This is a genomic window from Streptomyces sp. BJ20, assembly GCF_022869105.1.
GTDB classification, from domain to species: domain Bacteria; phylum Actinomycetota; class Actinomycetes; order Streptomycetales; family Streptomycetaceae; genus Streptomyces; species Streptomyces griseoincarnatus.
Genome location: NZ_CP094918.1, coordinates 4,926,929 through 4,941,417, shown reverse-complemented (window position 1 = coordinate 4,941,417; position 14,489 = coordinate 4,926,929). Strand labels below are relative to the sequence as shown.

Annotated in this window: 13 protein-coding genes; 12 read left to right on the top strand and 1 reads right to left on the bottom strand. The window is 73.6% G+C overall.

Annotated elements, in window-relative coordinates; all coding sequences use genetic code 11:
• The first annotated feature begins 45 nt into the window (after positions 1-45).
• The 8 genes from MTR79_RS22270 to MTR79_RS22235 all read left to right on the top strand — a co-directional run bounded on the left by MTR79_RS22270 (position 46) and on the right by MTR79_RS22235 (position 8,692).
• Positions 46-1,152 (top strand): quinone-dependent dihydroorotate dehydrogenase, encoded by a 1,107-nt coding sequence (locus tag MTR79_RS22270; protein ID WP_189365450.1) that lies wholly within the window; start codon positions 46-48, stop codon positions 1,150-1,152.
• Positions 1,149-1,994, top strand: coding sequence for an orotidine-5'-phosphate decarboxylase (gene pyrF, locus MTR79_RS22265; RefSeq protein ID WP_086702808.1), 846 nt, complete (start codon positions 1,149-1,151; stop codon positions 1,992-1,994). Before MTR79_RS22270 ends, pyrF begins: the two co-directional genes overlap by 4 nt.
• A 289-nt stretch (positions 1,995-2,283) precedes the next feature.
• On the top strand, positions 2,284-2,607 hold the full coding sequence (locus MTR79_RS22260; RefSeq protein WP_003977346.1) for an integration host factor: 324 nt from the start codon (positions 2,284-2,286) through the stop codon (positions 2,605-2,607).
• Positions 2,608-2,667: 60 nt separating this feature from the next.
• Positions 2,668-3,261 carry a guanylate kinase gene (gmk, locus tag MTR79_RS22255; protein WP_086702806.1) on the top strand — a complete coding sequence of 198 codons (594 nt, stop codon included), beginning with the start codon at positions 2,668-2,670 and terminating at the stop codon, positions 3,259-3,261.
• A gap of 62 nt (positions 3,262-3,323) precedes the next feature.
• Complete coding sequence (gene rpoZ, locus MTR79_RS22250; RefSeq protein ID WP_006131222.1) at positions 3,324-3,596, top strand: DNA-directed RNA polymerase subunit omega; 273 nt, start codon at positions 3,324-3,326, stop codon at positions 3,594-3,596.
• A 122-nt stretch (positions 3,597-3,718) separates the two neighbouring features.
• On the top strand, positions 3,719-4,921 hold the full coding sequence (gene coaBC, locus MTR79_RS22245; RefSeq protein ID WP_086702805.1) for a bifunctional phosphopantothenoylcysteine decarboxylase/phosphopantothenate--cysteine ligase CoaBC: 1,203 nt from the start codon (positions 3,719-3,721) through the stop codon (positions 4,919-4,921).
• A gap of 237 nt (positions 4,922-5,158) precedes the next feature.
• Positions 5,159-6,367, top strand: coding sequence for a methionine adenosyltransferase (metK, locus tag MTR79_RS22240; RefSeq protein ID WP_048458159.1), 1,209 nt, complete (start codon positions 5,159-5,161; stop codon positions 6,365-6,367).
• A 177-nt stretch (positions 6,368-6,544) separates the two neighbouring features.
• Entirely contained in the window at positions 6,545-8,692 is a 2,148-nt protein-coding gene (locus tag MTR79_RS22235; RefSeq protein WP_244791853.1) for a primosomal protein N', read from the top strand.
• A gap of 305 nt (positions 8,693-8,997) precedes the next feature.
• Here the strand turns inward: MTR79_RS22235 and MTR79_RS22230 are convergent, their stop codons facing one another.
• Entirely contained in the window at positions 8,998-9,546 is a 549-nt protein-coding gene (locus tag MTR79_RS22230) for a hypothetical protein (RefSeq protein ID WP_189365449.1), read from the bottom strand.
• 292 nt (positions 9,547-9,838) lie between these two features.
• On the opposite strand from MTR79_RS22230, the gene fmt reads away from it, so the two are divergent.
• The 4 genes from fmt to MTR79_RS22210 all read left to right on the top strand — a co-directional run bounded on the left by fmt (position 9,839) and on the right by MTR79_RS22210 (position 14,458).
• Positions 9,839-10,771, top strand: a complete 933-nt coding sequence (gene fmt, locus MTR79_RS22225; RefSeq protein WP_086704762.1) for a methionyl-tRNA formyltransferase — start codon at positions 9,839-9,841, stop codon at positions 10,769-10,771.
• Positions 10,772-10,845: 74 nt separating this feature from the next.
• A complete protein-coding gene (locus MTR79_RS22220; RefSeq protein WP_244791852.1) occupies positions 10,846-12,273 on the top strand; it encodes a transcription antitermination factor NusB in 1,428 nt (475 codons plus the stop codon).
• A 376-nt stretch (positions 12,274-12,649) separates the two neighbouring features.
• On the top strand, positions 12,650-13,336 hold the full coding sequence (rpe, locus tag MTR79_RS22215) for a ribulose-phosphate 3-epimerase (protein WP_244791851.1): 687 nt from the start codon (positions 12,650-12,652) through the stop codon (positions 13,334-13,336).
• A 78-nt stretch (positions 13,337-13,414) separates the two neighbouring features.
• Entirely contained in the window at positions 13,415-14,458 is a 1,044-nt protein-coding gene (locus MTR79_RS22210) for a sugar-binding domain-containing protein (RefSeq protein WP_031022355.1), read from the top strand.
• The last annotated feature ends 31 nt before the right edge of the window (positions 14,459-14,489 follow it).

Genomic DNA, 14,489 nt, shown 5'->3' with positions numbered 1-14,489 from the left:
GAAGGGGGACACCGGAAACGGTGTCCCCCTCTCCATGAGGACACCATGTACAGGATTCTCTTCACCCTGCTCTTCTCACGGATGGACCCTGAGGAGGCCCACCACCTGGCCTTCCGCTGGATCCGCCGCGTCGCCCGCGTCCCGGTGCTGCGCACGTTCGTCGCCGCGGTGCTCGCCCCGCGCTACGAGGAACTGCGCACCGAGACCCTCGGCCGGCGCCTGCACAGCCCCTTCGGACTGGCCGCCGGCTTCGACAAGAACGCCGTCGGCATCGACGGCCTGGCGATGCTCGGCTTCGACCACGTCGAGATCGGCACCGTGACCGGCGAGCCGCAGCCCGGCAACCCCAAGAAGCGGCTGTTCCGCCTGGTCACCGACCGCGCGCTGATCAACCGCATGGGCTTCAACAACGACGGCTCGCTCGCCGTCGCCGCCCGCCTTGCCTCCCGCAGGCCGGTGTTCCGCACGGTCGTGGGCGTCAACATCGGCAAGACCAAGACCGTCCCGGAGTCCGAGGCCGCCGCCGACTACGTGAAGTCCGCCGAGCGGCTCGCGCCCCACGCCGACTACCTGGTCGTCAACGTCTCCAGCCCGAACACCCCGGGCCTGCGAAGCCTCCAGGCCGTGGACCAGCTCCGTCCGCTGCTCACCGCCGTACGCGAGGCCGCCGACCGCGCGGTCCCGGCCCGCCGGGTGCCGCTGCTGGTGAAGATCGCCCCCGACCTGGCTGACGAGGACATCGACGCCGTCGCCGACCTCGCCGTGGAGCTCGGCCTCGACGGCATCATCGCCACCAACACCACCGTCGCCCGCGAGGGCCTCGGCCTGACCTCCGGTCCGGACCTGGTCCAGGAGACCGGCGGACTGTCCGGCGCGCCCCTCAAGGCCCGCTCGCTGGAGGTGCTGCGCCGCCTCCACGCGCGCGTCGGCGACCGCATCACCCTGGTCGGCGTCGGCGGCATCGAGAACGCCGAGGACGCCTGGCAGCGCATCCTGGCGGGCGCCACGCTGGTCCAGGGGTACAGCGCGTTCATCTACCAGGGCCCCTTCTGGGCCCGTTCCATCCACAAGGGGCTCGCCGCGCGGCTGCGCACCAGCCCCTACGCCACGCTCGCCGACGCGGTGGGCGCCGACGTGAGGACCTCCGCATGACCGGACTCGAACCCTTCGGCGCGCGGCTGCGCCGCGTCATGGACGAGCGGGGCCCCCTGTGCGTGGGCATCGACCCGCACGCGTCCCTGCTGGCCGAGTGGGGCCTGGGCGACACCGTCGACGGCCTGGAGCGCTTCAGCCGCACCGTCGTCGAGGCGGTCGCCGACCGGGTCGCCGTGCTCAAGCCGCAGAGCGCCTTCTTCGAGCGGTTCGGCTCGCGCGGCGTCGCCGTGCTCGAGACCACCGTGCGGGAGGCCCGGGAGGCCGGGGCGCTGGTCGTCATGGACGCCAAGCGCGGCGACATCGGCTCGACGATGGCCGCCTACGCGGAGGCCTTCCTGCACAAGGACGCGCCGCTCTTCTCCGACGCGCTCACAGTCTCCCCGTACCTCGGCTACGGCTCGCTGAGCCCCGCCGTCGCGCTGGCACGGGAGTCCGGCGCCGGGCTGTTCGTGCTGGCGCTGACCTCCAACCCGGAGGGCGGCGAGGTGCAGCACGCGGTGCGCGCCGACGGGCGCACGGTCGGGGCGACGGTCCTCGGCCACCTCGCGCTGGAGAACGCGGGGGAGGAGCCGCTCGGCTCCTTCGGCGCGGTCGTCGGCGCCACCCTCGGCGACCTGTCCTCCTACGACCTCGACATGGGCGGGCCGATCCTGGCGCCCGGCATCGGGGCGCAGGGGGCGACGCCGGCGGACCTGCCTGCGGTGTTCGGGCGCGCCGTGCGCAACGTCGTGCCGAACGTCAGCCGTGGGGTGTTGCGCCACGGTCCCGACGCGGTCGCTCTGCGTGACGCCTCGGAGCGGTTCGCGGACGAGATCCGCGCCGCGCTGACGTCCGCCTGAGAGGGCTCACGAGGGATTCCGAGGTCGTCGCACTCTGGATACACCCTCAAATCCGATGAATTATGTCCCAAATGTCCGGCCTGACGGAGGCTGACCAGGACTTTTCCGCTGTTCTCGCTGACTCAGGGCCCGAGGGCCGCTAGTCTCCGACGGGTGGGGGTACCTCCCACGCCTTCAAGGCAGTGGGGGAGAACGGGCGGCACGTGTTGTCCGTGACTCCCCAGGTGTGGGGCGACTAGGTTCCTCACCGGTCCGTATCCGACAGTTCGACATCCGAGGTGACGTAGGCGTGGCTCTTCCGCCCCTTACCCCTGAACAGCGCGCAGCCGCGCTCGAAAAGGCCGCCGCGGCTCGCCGGGAGCGGGCCGAGGTCAAGAATCGACTCAAGCACTCCGGCGCCTCCCTGCACGAGGTCATCAAGCAGGGCCAGGAGAACGACGTCATCGGCAAGATGAAGGTCTCCGCCCTGCTCGAGTCCCTGCCGGGCGTGGGCAAGGTCCGCGCCAAGCAGATCATGGAGCGTCTGGGGATCTCCGAGAGCCGCCGCGTGCGGGGTCTCGGTTCGAACCAGATCGCCTCCCTGGAGCGCGAGTTCGGCAGCACCGGCTCCTGAGTCACGGGCGGTCCGGGACCGGCGTCCCGGACACCCCGCGATTGCTGGAATAATCGCCGCATGGCTGCAACACCCCGGGGGGCGACCCCCGTACCCCCGGACGAACGTCCGCGACTGACCGTGCTCTCCGGCCCTTCCGGGGTCGGCAAGAGCACGGTCGTCGCGCATATGCGCAAGGAACACCCTGCGGTCTGGCTCTCGGTGTCGGCGACGACCCGCCAGCCGCGCCCCGGTGAGCAGCACGGCGTCCACTACTTCTTCGTCACCGACGAGGAGATGGACAAGCTGATCGCCAACGGCGAGCTGCTGGAGTGGGCCGAGTTCGCGGGGAACCGCTACGGCACGCCCCGCGCGGCGGTGCTGGAGCACCTGGAGGCCGGGGTGCCCGTGCTCCTGGAGATCGACCTCCAGGGCGCGCGGCAGGTCCGCGAGTCCATGGCCGAGGCCCAGCTGGTGTTCCTGGCCCCGCCCTCCTGGGAGGAGCTCGTGCGCAGGCTCACCGGCCGGGGCACCGAGTCGCCCGAGGTCATCGAGCGCCGGCTGGAGGCCGCGCGGACCGAGCTCGCTGCCGAACCGGAGTTCGACACGACCCTGGTCAACACCTCCGTCGAGGAGGTAGCTCGCGAGCTGCTAGCCTTGATGAACGTCGTGTGACCGTGGACGACCGTCCGCAGGTCGGAACGACTGAATCTTTCCCATCCATCGGAAGGTAGAGCGTGTCCTCTTCCATCTCCGCGCCCGAGGGCATCATCAACCCGCCGATCGACGAGCTCCTCGAGGCCACGGACTCGAAGTACAGCCTCGTGATCTACGCGGCCAAGCGGGCCCGCCAGATCAACGCGTACTACTCGCAGCTCGGCGAAGGCCTGCTCGAGTACGTCGGTCCTCTCGTCGACACGCACGTCCACGAGAAGCCGCTGTCGATCGCGCTGCGCGAGATCAACGCGGGACTGCTGACCTCCGAGGCCGTCGACGGCCCCAACCAGTGATCGGTCAGTACGTCGTACCATCAGCTCGCAGCTGACTTTTCCACAGGCCCGGCAGACGTCTGCCGGGCCTGTGGTGTTCTCATGGGTGATGGCAGCAGGATTCCGAGGTGCGGGGAGAGACGGTGGACAAGCCGAAGGTCGTTCTGGGGGTCAGCGGCGGCATCGCCGCCTACAAGGCCTGTGAGCTGCTGAGGCGGCTCACCGAGTCGGGACACGACGTACGCGTCGTCCCCACCGCCTCCGCGCTGCACTTCGTCGGCGCCGCCACCTGGTCCGCCCTGTCCGGCAACCCGGTCTCCACCGAGGTCTGGGACCACGTCCACGAGGTGCCGCACGTCCGCATCGGACAGCACGCCGACCTGGTCGTCGTCGCGCCCGCCACGGCCGACATGCTCGCCAAGGCCGCCCACGGCCTCGCCGACGACCTCCTCACCAACACCCTGCTCACCGCGCGCTGCCCGGTGGTCTTCGCCCCCGCCATGCACACGGAGATGTGGGAGCACCCGGCCACCCAGGAGAACGTGGCCACGCTGCGCGCCCGCGGCGCCGTCGTCGTCGAGCCGGCCGTCGGCCGCCTCACCGGCGTCGACACCGGCAAGGGCCGGCTCCCCGACCCCGCCGAGATCTTCGAGGTCTGCCGCCGCGTCCTGGCCCGCGGCACCGCCGCTCCCGACCTCGCCGGACGGCACGTCGTCGTCAGCGCCGGAGGCACCCGCGAGCCCCTCGACCCGGTCCGCTTCCTCGGCAACCGCTCCTCCGGCAAGCAGGGCTACGCCCTCGCCCGCACCGCCGCCGCCCGCGGCGCCCGCGTCACCCTGGTCGCCGCCAACACCGCGCTGCCCGACCCGGCCGGCGTCGACATCGTCCGCGTCGGCACGGCCGTGGAGCTGCGCGAGGCCGTCCTCGCCGCCGCCCGCGACGCCGACGCGGTCGTCATGGCCGCCGCCGTCGCCGACTTCCGCCCCGCCGTCTACGCGGCCGGGAAGATCAAGAAGAAGGACGGCAAGGAGCCGGAGCCCATCACCCTGGTACGGAATCCGGACATTCTCGCGGAGGTCTCCGGCGACCGGGTGAGGTCCGGACAGGTGATCGTCGGCTTCGCCGCGGAGACCGACGACGTCCTCGCCAACGGCCGCGCCAAGCTGAAGCGCAAGGGGTGCGACCTCCTCGTGGTGAACGAGGTGGGCGAGGCCAAGACCTTCGGGTCCGAGACCAACGAGGCCGTCGTGCTGGGCGCCGACGGCAGCGAGACGCCCGTGCCCCACGGGCCGAAGGAGGCCCTCGCCGACACCGTCTGGGACCTCGTCGCCGAGCGCCTCGCATGAATGGCTCATCCGTTCCCCGGTCACCCGGAACGCCTCCGTCCGGGGTGTGGCGCCTCTGGCGAACCGCGCCCCGCCCGGAGAGAATGCCCGTGCCGCAGGTCACAGCGCTCTCGCGAGGCGAGACGGGGGGACCCGTGGCGACGCACGACCGATAAACTGTTCCACGGACGGCGTCGGGTGCAGCCCCCGCCGTTCGCCCATGATCAGCCAGCAGCCGCTGCAACCCCAGGGAGCATTGTGTCCCGTCGTCTGTTCACCTCGGAGTCCGTGACCGAGGGTCACCCCGACAAGATCGCTGACCAGATCAGCGACACCATTCTCGACGCGCTGCTCCGCGAGGACCCGACCTCCCGGGTCGCCGTCGAGACCCTGATCACCACCGGCCTCGTGCACGTGGCCGGCGAGGTCACCACCAAGACGTACGCGGACATCGCGACGCTGGTGCGCAGCAAGATCCTGGAGATCGGTTACGACTCCTCGAAGAAGGGCTTCGACGGCGCCTCCTGCGGCGTCTCCGTGTCGATCGGCGCGCAGTCCCCGGACATCGCCCAGGGCGTCGACACGGCCTACGAGACCCGGGTCGAGGGCGACGACGACGAGCTGGACCGGCAGGGCGCGGGCGACCAGGGCCTGATGTTCGGCTACGCGACGGACGAGACGCCGACGCTGATGCCGCTCCCGGTCTTCCTGGCGCACCGCCTGTCCAAGCGCCTGTCCGACGTCCGCAAGAACGGGACCATCCCCTACCTGCGCCCCGACGGCAAGACCCAGGTCACCATCGAGTACGACGGCGACAAGGCGGTCCGCCTGGACACCGTCGTCGTCTCCTCGCAGCACGCCTCCGACATCGACCTGGAGTCGCTGCTCGCCCCCGACATCCGCGAGTTCGTCGTGGAGCCGGAGCTCAAGGCGCTGCTCGAGGACGGCATCAAGCTGGACACCGAGAACTACCGCCTGCTGGTGAACCCGACCGGGCGCTTCGAGATCGGCGGCCCGATGGGCGACGCCGGTCTCACCGGCCGGAAGATCATCATCGACACCTACGGCGGCATGGCCCGCCACGGCGGCGGCGCGTTCTCCGGCAAGGACCCGTCCAAGGTGGACCGCTCCGCCGCGTACGCGATGCGCTGGGTCGCCAAGAACGTGGTCGCGGCCGGCCTGGCCGCCCGCTGCGAGGTGCAGGTCGCGTACGCGATCGGCAAGGCGGAGCCGGTGGGTCTGTTCGTGGAGACCTTCGGCACCGCCAAGGTCGACGTCGAGAAGATCGAGCGGGCGATCGACGAGGTCTTCGACCTCCGTCCCGCCGCGATCATCCGCGACCTGGACCTGCTGCGCCCGATCTACGCCCAGACGGCGGCGTACGGCCACTTCGGCCGTGAGCTGCCGGACTTCACGTGGGAGCGGACGGACCGCGTGGAGGAACTGCAGAAGGCCGCGGGACTGTAGCCTCGCGGGCTGTCTCGTCGCCCGGGCCCGGTGCGGCTCCCTACGGGGAGGGCACCGGGCCCAGGTGTGTCTACGCGGTTGCAGGCAGTCGTGCCGCAGGGCGACGAGGGGAGGGTGGGCGCGACGGCACCGCCGGCGGGGGGCCGTGTTGTCAGTCGCGTTTGCCAGAATGCAGGGGTGAGCAGCGAGGACGGACAGACCGCCGGGGACGCGCAAGGCGCGCCCCCGGAGCAGCTCGCCCTCATCCGGGAGACCGTCCGTCGGGCGAAAGCGCCCCGCGCGAAACCCCGCACCTGGCGCGGCGCCGCCCTCGCCAAGGAGCTGCCCGTCGCCCGCGTCCTCGTCGACAAGGGCGTCCTCCACCTCGACCGCTACTTCGACTACGCCGTCCCCGAGGAGCTGGACGCCGACGCCCAGCCGGGAGTGCGGGTGCGGGTGCGCTTCGGCGCCGGCCGGCACCGCGTGCGGGACGGACGGCGCGAGGGCGGCGGCCTGATCGACGGGTTCCTGATCGAGCGCCGCGCCGAGTCCGACTACTCCGGACCGCTGGCGGCACTGGCCCAGGTCGTCTCGCCCGAGCGGGTCCTGGACGAGGAGCTGCTCGGCCTCGCCCGCGCGGTCGCCGACCGGTACGCGGGCAGCCTCGCCGACGTCCTCCAGCTCGCGGTGCCGCCGCGCAACGCCCGCGCCGAGCAGCGACACTCACCCGGCCCGCCGCCCCCGCCTCCGGCTCCGGCGGCCGGGTCCTGGGAGCGGTACGAGCAGGGACCGGCCTTCCTCGAGTCCCTGGCCTCAGGCGGCAGCCCGCGCGCGGTGTGGAACGCTTTGCCCGGTCCGCTGTGGTGCGAGGAGATCGCCCGCGCGGTCGCGGCGACCCTGTCCTCGGGGCGCGGCGCGCTGGTCGTGCTGCCGGACGGGCGGGCCGTGGCCCGGCTCGACACCGCGCTCACCGAGCTGCTGGGGGAGGGGCGGCACGCGGTGCTCACCGCCGACGCCGGACCGGAGAAGCGGTACGCCCAGTGGCTCGCCGTGCGGCGCGGGTCGGTGCGGGCGGTGATCGGGACGCGGGCGGCGATGTTCGCCCCGGTGCGCGACCTCGGTCTGGTCGCGGTGTGGGACGACGGCGACGACAACCACAGCGAGCAGCACGCGCCGCAGCCGCATGCCCGTGAGGTGCTGCTGCTCCGGGCCGCGCAGGACCGGTGCGGCTTCCTGCTGGGCGGCTGGAGCTGCACGGTGGAGGCGGCGCAGCTCGTGGACACCGGCTGGGCGCGGCCGTTGCAGGCGGCTCGGGAGCGGGTGCGGGCGGCCGCACCGCTGGTGCGGACGGTCGGGGATCAGGATCTGGCGCGGGACGAGGCCGCCCGCGCCGCACGGCTGCCCACGCTCGCCTGGCAGGCCGTCAGGGAGGGACTGCGGCACGGGCCGGTGCTGGTCCAGGTGCCCCGGCGCGGTTACGTCCCGCGCATGGCGTGCGCGACCTGCCGGGCGCCGGCGCGGTGCCGCCACTGCTCGGGCCCGCTGGAGGCGCACGGCTCGGACGATCTGCGCTGCGGGTGGTGCGGGCGCACGGAGAGCGGCTGGCACTGTCCCGAGTGCGGTGGGTTCCGGCTGCGGGCGCAGGTGGTGGGGGCGCGGCGGACCGCCGAGGAACTGGGGCGGGCGTTCCCGGCGGTGCCGGTGCGTACCTCGGGGCGGGAGCATGTGCTGGACACGGTGCCGGGCGCGCCCGCCGTGGTCGTGAGCACACCGGGTGCGGAACCGGTCGCCGAGGGCGGGTACGCGGCGGCGCTGCTGCTGGACGGCTGGGCCATGCTGAGCCGCCCCGACCTGCGGGCCGGGGAGGATGCGCTGCGGCGCTGGATGGGCGCGGCGGCGCTGGTGCGCCCGCAGACGGCGGGCGGGACGGTGGTCGTGGTCGCCGAGCCGACGCTGCGGCCGGTGCAGGCGCTGGTGCGGTGGGACCCCGCGGGATTCGCGGTACGGGAACTGGCGGAGCGGGGTGAGCTGGGTTTCCCGCCGGTGTCACGGATGGCGGCGGTGGCCGGGCCCGGGGAGGCCGTGGCCGCATTCCTCGGGGCCGTGGAGCTGCCGCCCAGCGCGGAGGTGCTGGGGCCTGTGCCGATGCCGGTCACTCCGGCGGGGCGTCCCCGTCGGCCCGGGGCGCCTCCGCCGGGGGAGCAGTGGGATCGGGCGTTGATCCGCGTTCCCCCGGGTCACGGGGCTGCGCTGGCGAGCGCGCTGAAGGCTGCGCAGGCGGCGCGGATGGCGCGGGGCGGGAGCACACCCGTGTGGGTGCGAATCGATCCGCCGGACATCGGGTGACGCGTGTGCGGTCGGCCGGGGTGCTGTCTGCCCCCCCCGCTGCGGGGTGCCGTTGCGCCCACCCTCCCCCACTCTCGGCTTCGCTCGAGCGGGAGGCACCCCCATCGCCCCAGCGGCACGACTGCCCGCAACGGCGGGGAGCTTCAAGCAGCCCCCGCAGCGACGCCCTCAGGGGCGCGGGGAACTGCGCGACCAGCCACGGATGACCCGCACCCGCGGGCGCTACGAGGGCCCAATTGACGGGGGCGCGCCCCCAGAAAGAGGTGCGCGCCCTCCCGGGACGGCGGCGGGAGGGCGGGCGGGGGTCAGCCGTTGCGGGGGGTCGGGAAGACCGTGGGGCGGGGGTCCTCGCGGAGGGACGGGCTGCCCGCGGTGGGCTGCGTCGGCATCGCACGGGCCGCCGGCACGGTCGGCACCGTGGTCACGCCGGACCCGACGTTGACCGTCCGGGTGCCCGACGACTCCGGGGCCCGCTCGGTCTCGGCGGAGGCCGCCGCCTGGGCGGCGGCGCGCCGCGCACCGTACCGGCGGTGCACGGCCTGCTTGGTGACCCCGAGCGCGGAGCCCACCGCGTCCCACGAGAAGCCCAGGGAGCGGTCGAAGTCCACGGCGGCCGTGACCAGGGTCTCGACGCTGTCCCGCAGCTCCTGGGCGAGACGGACGGTCGGGGCGGGGGCTCGTCCGTAGACGACGAAGCCCGTGGAGGGACCGGAGCGGCGGGGGCGGTAGACGTTGCCGAGCTGGGCGGTGAGCGTGCGCAGTGCGTCCACCTGCCGGCGGACCCGCTCGATGTCCCGCACCAGCAAGTGCAGGCTGGCCCGAGCCTGGGCGTCGTGGGTTGCGTGGTCGGCCATGAACAAGCCTCTCGAACCGGCGTTGAAAGGAACGGACCCCGTCGGGGCCCTTGGTCAACTCTTCCTTGACCAACGCCGTTCCGGTCCCCGGGTCACGGGCTGGGGCGCGGCGGCATATGCGTACGCCCCTGACGGAACCGGCGCGCACGGGACCGTCCCCAGCTCGGAACGTTCCTGCACCGTGAGCCCCGCGGCCCGGACGCGGACCCGTCCCTGCGTCCCAGGGTGAATACCGCCCCATAGACTGGTGCGTCGCCCGAACCGTTCCCGCCCGAGAGGCCCTGCGCACCCCATGAAGCTCGTCTTCGCCGGTACCCCCGAGGTCGCCGTTCCCGCTCTGGACGCTCTTCTCGCCTCCGGGCGGCACGAGGTCGCCGCCGTGGTCACGCGGCCCGACGCGCCCGCCGGTCGCGGCCGCCGGCTGGTCGCCTCGCCGGTCGCCGAGCGGGCGGAGGAGGCCGGCATCGAGGTGCTCAAGCCGGTCAGGCCGAAGGACCCCGACTTCCTGGAGCGTCTGCGGGAGATCGCCCCCGACTGCTGCCCCGTCGTCGCCTACGGCGCCCTGCTGCCGCGCGTCGCCCTCGACATCCCCGCCCACGGCTGGGTCAACCTGCACTTCTCGCTGCTGCCCGCCTGGCGCGGCGCCGCACCCGTGCAGCACGCGATCATGGCCGGCGACGAGATCACCGGCGCCAGCACCTTCCTCATCGAGGAGGGGCTGGACTCCGGGCCCGTCTACGGCACCGTCACCGAGGAGATCCGCCCCACCGACACCAGCGGCGACCTGCTCACCCGGCTCGCCTTCGCCGGCGCGGGACTGCTCGCCGCGACGATGGACGGCATCGAGGACGGGACGCTGAAGGCCGTACCGCAGCCCGCGGAGGGCGTCAGCCTGGCGCCCAAGGTCAACGTCGAGGACGCCCGCGTCGACTGGGGCACCCCGGCGCTGCGCGTGGACCGGGTGGTGCGCGGCTGCACGCCCGCGCCCGGCGCCTGGACCACCTTCCGCGGCGAGCGGCTGAAGATCGTCCAGGCCAGGCCCGTACCGGAGCGGACGGACCTGACGCCCGGGCAGCTGTCCGCCGGGAAGAACAACGTGTACGCCGGGACCGGTTCGTACGCCGTGGAGCTGCTGTGGGTGCAGCCGCAGGGCAAGAAGCCGATGAGCGGCGCGGACTGGGCGCGCGGGGTGCGGATCGCGGCCGGGGAGACCCTCGGCGACTGACGGCCCCCGGCTCCTCCCGGCGTACGCCGTAGGCTGGAGCGCGCACGTCCACCCACATCCGGAGCACCTTTTTCGTGAGCGACCAGCCCCGTCGGCCCCGCAGGCCCGCCAAGCCCTACCGCCGGCCCAAGAAGGACCCCGTCCGCATCCTCGCCTTCGAGGCGCTGAGGGCCGTGGACGAGCGTGACGCGTACGCCAACCTCGTCCTGCCCCCGCTGCTGCGCAAGGCGCGGGAGAGCGAGGGACCCGAGAAGTTCGACGCGCGGGACGCGGCGCTGGCCACGGAGCTGGTGTACGGCACCCTGCGCCGCCAGGGCGCGTACGACGCCGTCATCGCGGCCTGCGTCGACCGGCCGCTGCGCGAGGTCGACCCGCCGGTGCTGGACGTGCTGAGCCTCGGCGCGCACCAGCTCCTCGGCACGCGGATCCCGACGCACGCCGCCGTGTCCGCCACCGTCGAGCTGGCCCGGGTGGTGCTCGGCGACGGGCGCGCCAAGTTCGTGAACGCCGTGCTGCGCAAGATCGCCCAGGACGACCTGGACGGCTGGCTGGAGCGGGTCGCGCCACCGTACGACGAGGACCCCGAGGATCATCTCGCCGTCGTGCACTCCCACCCGCGCTGGGTGGTCTCCGCGCTGTGGGACTCCCTCGGCGGCGGACGCGCCGGTGTGGAGGAACTGCTGCGCGCCGACAACGAGCGGCCCGAGGTGACGCTGGTCGCCCGTCCCGGGCGGGCCGTCCCCGACGAACTGCTCGCCGAGGAGGCCGCCGTCCCCGGCCGCTGGTCCCCGTACGCGGTGCGGCTCACCGAGGGCGGGGAGCCCGGTGCGGTCCCGGCGGTCGCCGAGGGGCGGGCCGGGGTCCAGGACGAGGGCAGCCAGCTGGTGGCGCTCGCGCTCGCCGCGGCCCCCGTGGAAGGGCCGGACCGGCGATGGCTGGACGCGTGCGCGGGTCCCGGCGGCAAGGCCGCGCTGCTCGGCGCGCTCGCGGCCGAACGCGGGGCCGTGCTGCTCGCCTCCGAGAAGCAGCCGCACCGGGCCGGGCTGGTCGCCAAGGCGCTGGCCGGGAACCCCGGCCCGTACCAGGTGGTCGCGGCCGACGGGACGCGTCCGCCGTGGCGGCCCGGCAGCTTCGACCGTGTCCTGGTCGACGTACCGTGCACCGGTCTGGGCGCCCTGCGCCGCCGGCCCGAGGCACGGTGGCGGCGTCGCCCGGAGGACCTGGACGGCTTCGCGCCGCTCCAGCGCGGGCTGCTGCGCGCCGCCCTGGAGTCCGTAAGGGTCGGCGGAGTCGTCGGCTACGCGACCTGCTCGCCGCACCTGGCGGAGACCCGGGCGGTGGTGGCGGACCTGCTCAAGCAGTTCCCGGACACCGAACTCGTCGACGCCCGCCCGCTCCTCCCGGACGTCCCGGACCTCGGCGAGGGCCCCGACATCCAGCTCTGGCCCCATCTCCACGGCACGGACGCGATGTATCTGGCGCTGTTGCGCCGTACCGCCTGACGCGGAGGGCGCGGGCCCTCCGCCTCCGCCCTCGACGGACGCACCGGTGCCGTCGGGGCACGCCTGAGCGGCGGCTCGACGGCACCACCCCGTGAGCGGCGGTCGGCCCGCGCGCCGGCGTCCGCCCTGTCGGCCTCCCGGCGGCCGACAGGCCACAGACCCCGTGCGCGCCCGGGCCGTCGCCGACTGGCTCGGGCGCCCAAGCCCGGGCTCACGAACCCGTCTGCCGCCCGCCGGGCGCGCCACCGCCCCGGACCCGGACCGGGCGGACTGGTCGACGGCGGGTGCCGGCACGGAAGATCCGTGCCGGCACCCGCCGTTGACCAGTCCCCGGACCGTTCCCACCGCCGCGCGGCACAGCGCATACGCTTGGGGCATGGCCCCGCAGATCAGTCCCAGCATCCTGTCCGCCGACTTCGCCCGGCTCGCCGAGGAGGCGAAGGCCGTCGAGGGAGCCGACTGGCTCCACGTCGACGTGATGGACAACCACTTCGTGCCGAACCTGACGCTCGGCGTGCCGGTCGTGGAGTCGCTCGCCAGGGCCACGGACACGCCGCTGGACTGCCATCTGATGATCGAGGCGCCCGACCGCTGGGCGCCGCAGTACGTGGAGGCGGGGGCCGGCTCGGTCACCTTCCACGTCGAGGCGGCCACCGCGCCCGTCCGGCTCGCCCGGGAGATCCGCGCCAAGGGCGCCCGAGCCTCCATGGCGCTGCGGCCCGCGACGCCGATCGAGCCGTACGAGGACCTGCTGCCCGAGCTGGACATGCTGCTGATCATGACGGTTGAACCCGGCTTCGGCGGGCAGGCGTTCCTCGACATCATGCTGCCGAAGATCCGCCGCACCCGTGAGCTGATCAGCAGGCACGGGCTGGAGCTGTGGCTCCAGGTCGACGGCGGCGTGTCGGCCTCGACCATCGAGCGATGCGCCGAGGCGGGCGCGGACGTCTTCGTCGCGGGATCCGCCGTGTACGGGGCGTCGGACCCGGCCGAGGCGGTCCGTGCCCTGCGCAAGCAGGCGGAGGCGTCGATGGCCAAGGCGTCGTGGTTGCACGACCACTGAGCGTCATATACGTGAACGGCGGTCAGCAGGGCTGATCGACAGCGCCGGATCTGCAAGGATGAACGGCGAGTCCAGAGTGTGAACAGCAGTGAGGAGATCGCCGTGTCGGGTATGTCGGCGGGCCGGTCAGCCATGCGGATGGGACCCGCTGAGCTGGTGCAGGCGGCGGCCATGGCCCGCCGCTTCTACCTCGAGGGCAAGTCCAAGATCCAGATCGCCGAGGAGTTCGGCGTCAGCCGCTTCAAGGTGGCCCGGGTCCTGGAGACCGCCCTCGAGCGGGATCTGGTACGCATCGAGATCCGCGTGCCCGCCGAGCTGGACGCCGAGCGCTCGGACGCGCTCCGCGCCCGCTACGGCCTGCGGCACGCCGTCGTGGTCGAGTCCCCGGCCGAGGCCGAGGAGACGCCCGACCCGGAGAACCTGGGAGAGGTGGCCGCCGACCTGCTCGGCGAGCTGGTCAACGAGGGGGACGTGCTGGGCCTCGCCTGGGGGCGTTCCACCATCCACATGGCGGCGGCCCTGGACCGGCTCCCGCCCTGCACGGTCGTCCAGCTGACCGGTGTGTACGACGCGGGCACGGCGGAGCGCGGCTCGGTCGAGGCCGTACGCCGCGCCGCACAGGTGTCGGGCGGCGACGCCCACCCCATCTACGCGCCGATGCTGCTGCCGGACGCCGCCACCGCGGAGGCGCTGCGCCACCAGACGGGCATCGCGCGGGCCTTCGAGTACTTCGACAAGGTCACCGTCGCCTGTGTGTCCATCGGCTCCTGGGAGCCGGGCATCTCCACGGTGCACGACATGCTCAGCGACGAGGAGCGCGCCCACTACGCCTCCCTCGGCGTCGCCGCGGAGATGTCCGCCCACCTCTTCGACGCCGAAGGGCGCCGGGTCGGCCGCGACCTGGGGGAGCGGTGCATCACGGTCAAGACCGACCAGTTGCGCAAGGTGCCCGAGGTGGTCGCCATCGCGGGCGGACAGCGCAAGGGACCGGCCATCGACGCGGTGCTGCGCTCCGGCCTCGTCACCAGCCTGGTGACCGACACCTCGGCCGCCGACTACCTGATGACCGCCGGACCCGCCCCGCGCTCCGCCCTGAACCGCGCGGACCCGGACGGCCCCTGACGGCGGGTGGGGCCGGGAGGGGGCCGGCAGC

Bases quoted from the DNA above. Each gene is read 5' to 3' on its own strand.
- pyrF (WP_086702808.1), top strand. From the start codon at position 1,149: ATGACCGGACTCGAACCCTTCGGCGCGCGGCTGCGCCGCGTCATGGAC.
- rpe (WP_244791851.1), top strand. From the start codon at position 12,650: ATGGCCCCGCAGATCAGTCCCAGCATCCTGTCCGCCGACTTCGCCCGG.
- gmk (WP_086702806.1), top strand. From the start codon at position 2,668: ATGGCTGCAACACCCCGGGGGGCGACCCCCGTACCCCCGGACGAACGT.
- MTR79_RS22230 (WP_189365449.1), bottom strand. From the start codon at position 9,546: ATGGCCGACCACGCAACCCACGACGCCCAGGCTCGGGCCAGCCTGCAC.
- MTR79_RS22270 (WP_189365450.1), top strand. From the start codon at position 46: ATGTACAGGATTCTCTTCACCCTGCTCTTCTCACGGATGGACCCTGAG.
- fmt (WP_086704762.1), top strand. From the start codon at position 9,839: ATGAAGCTCGTCTTCGCCGGTACCCCCGAGGTCGCCGTTCCCGCTCTG.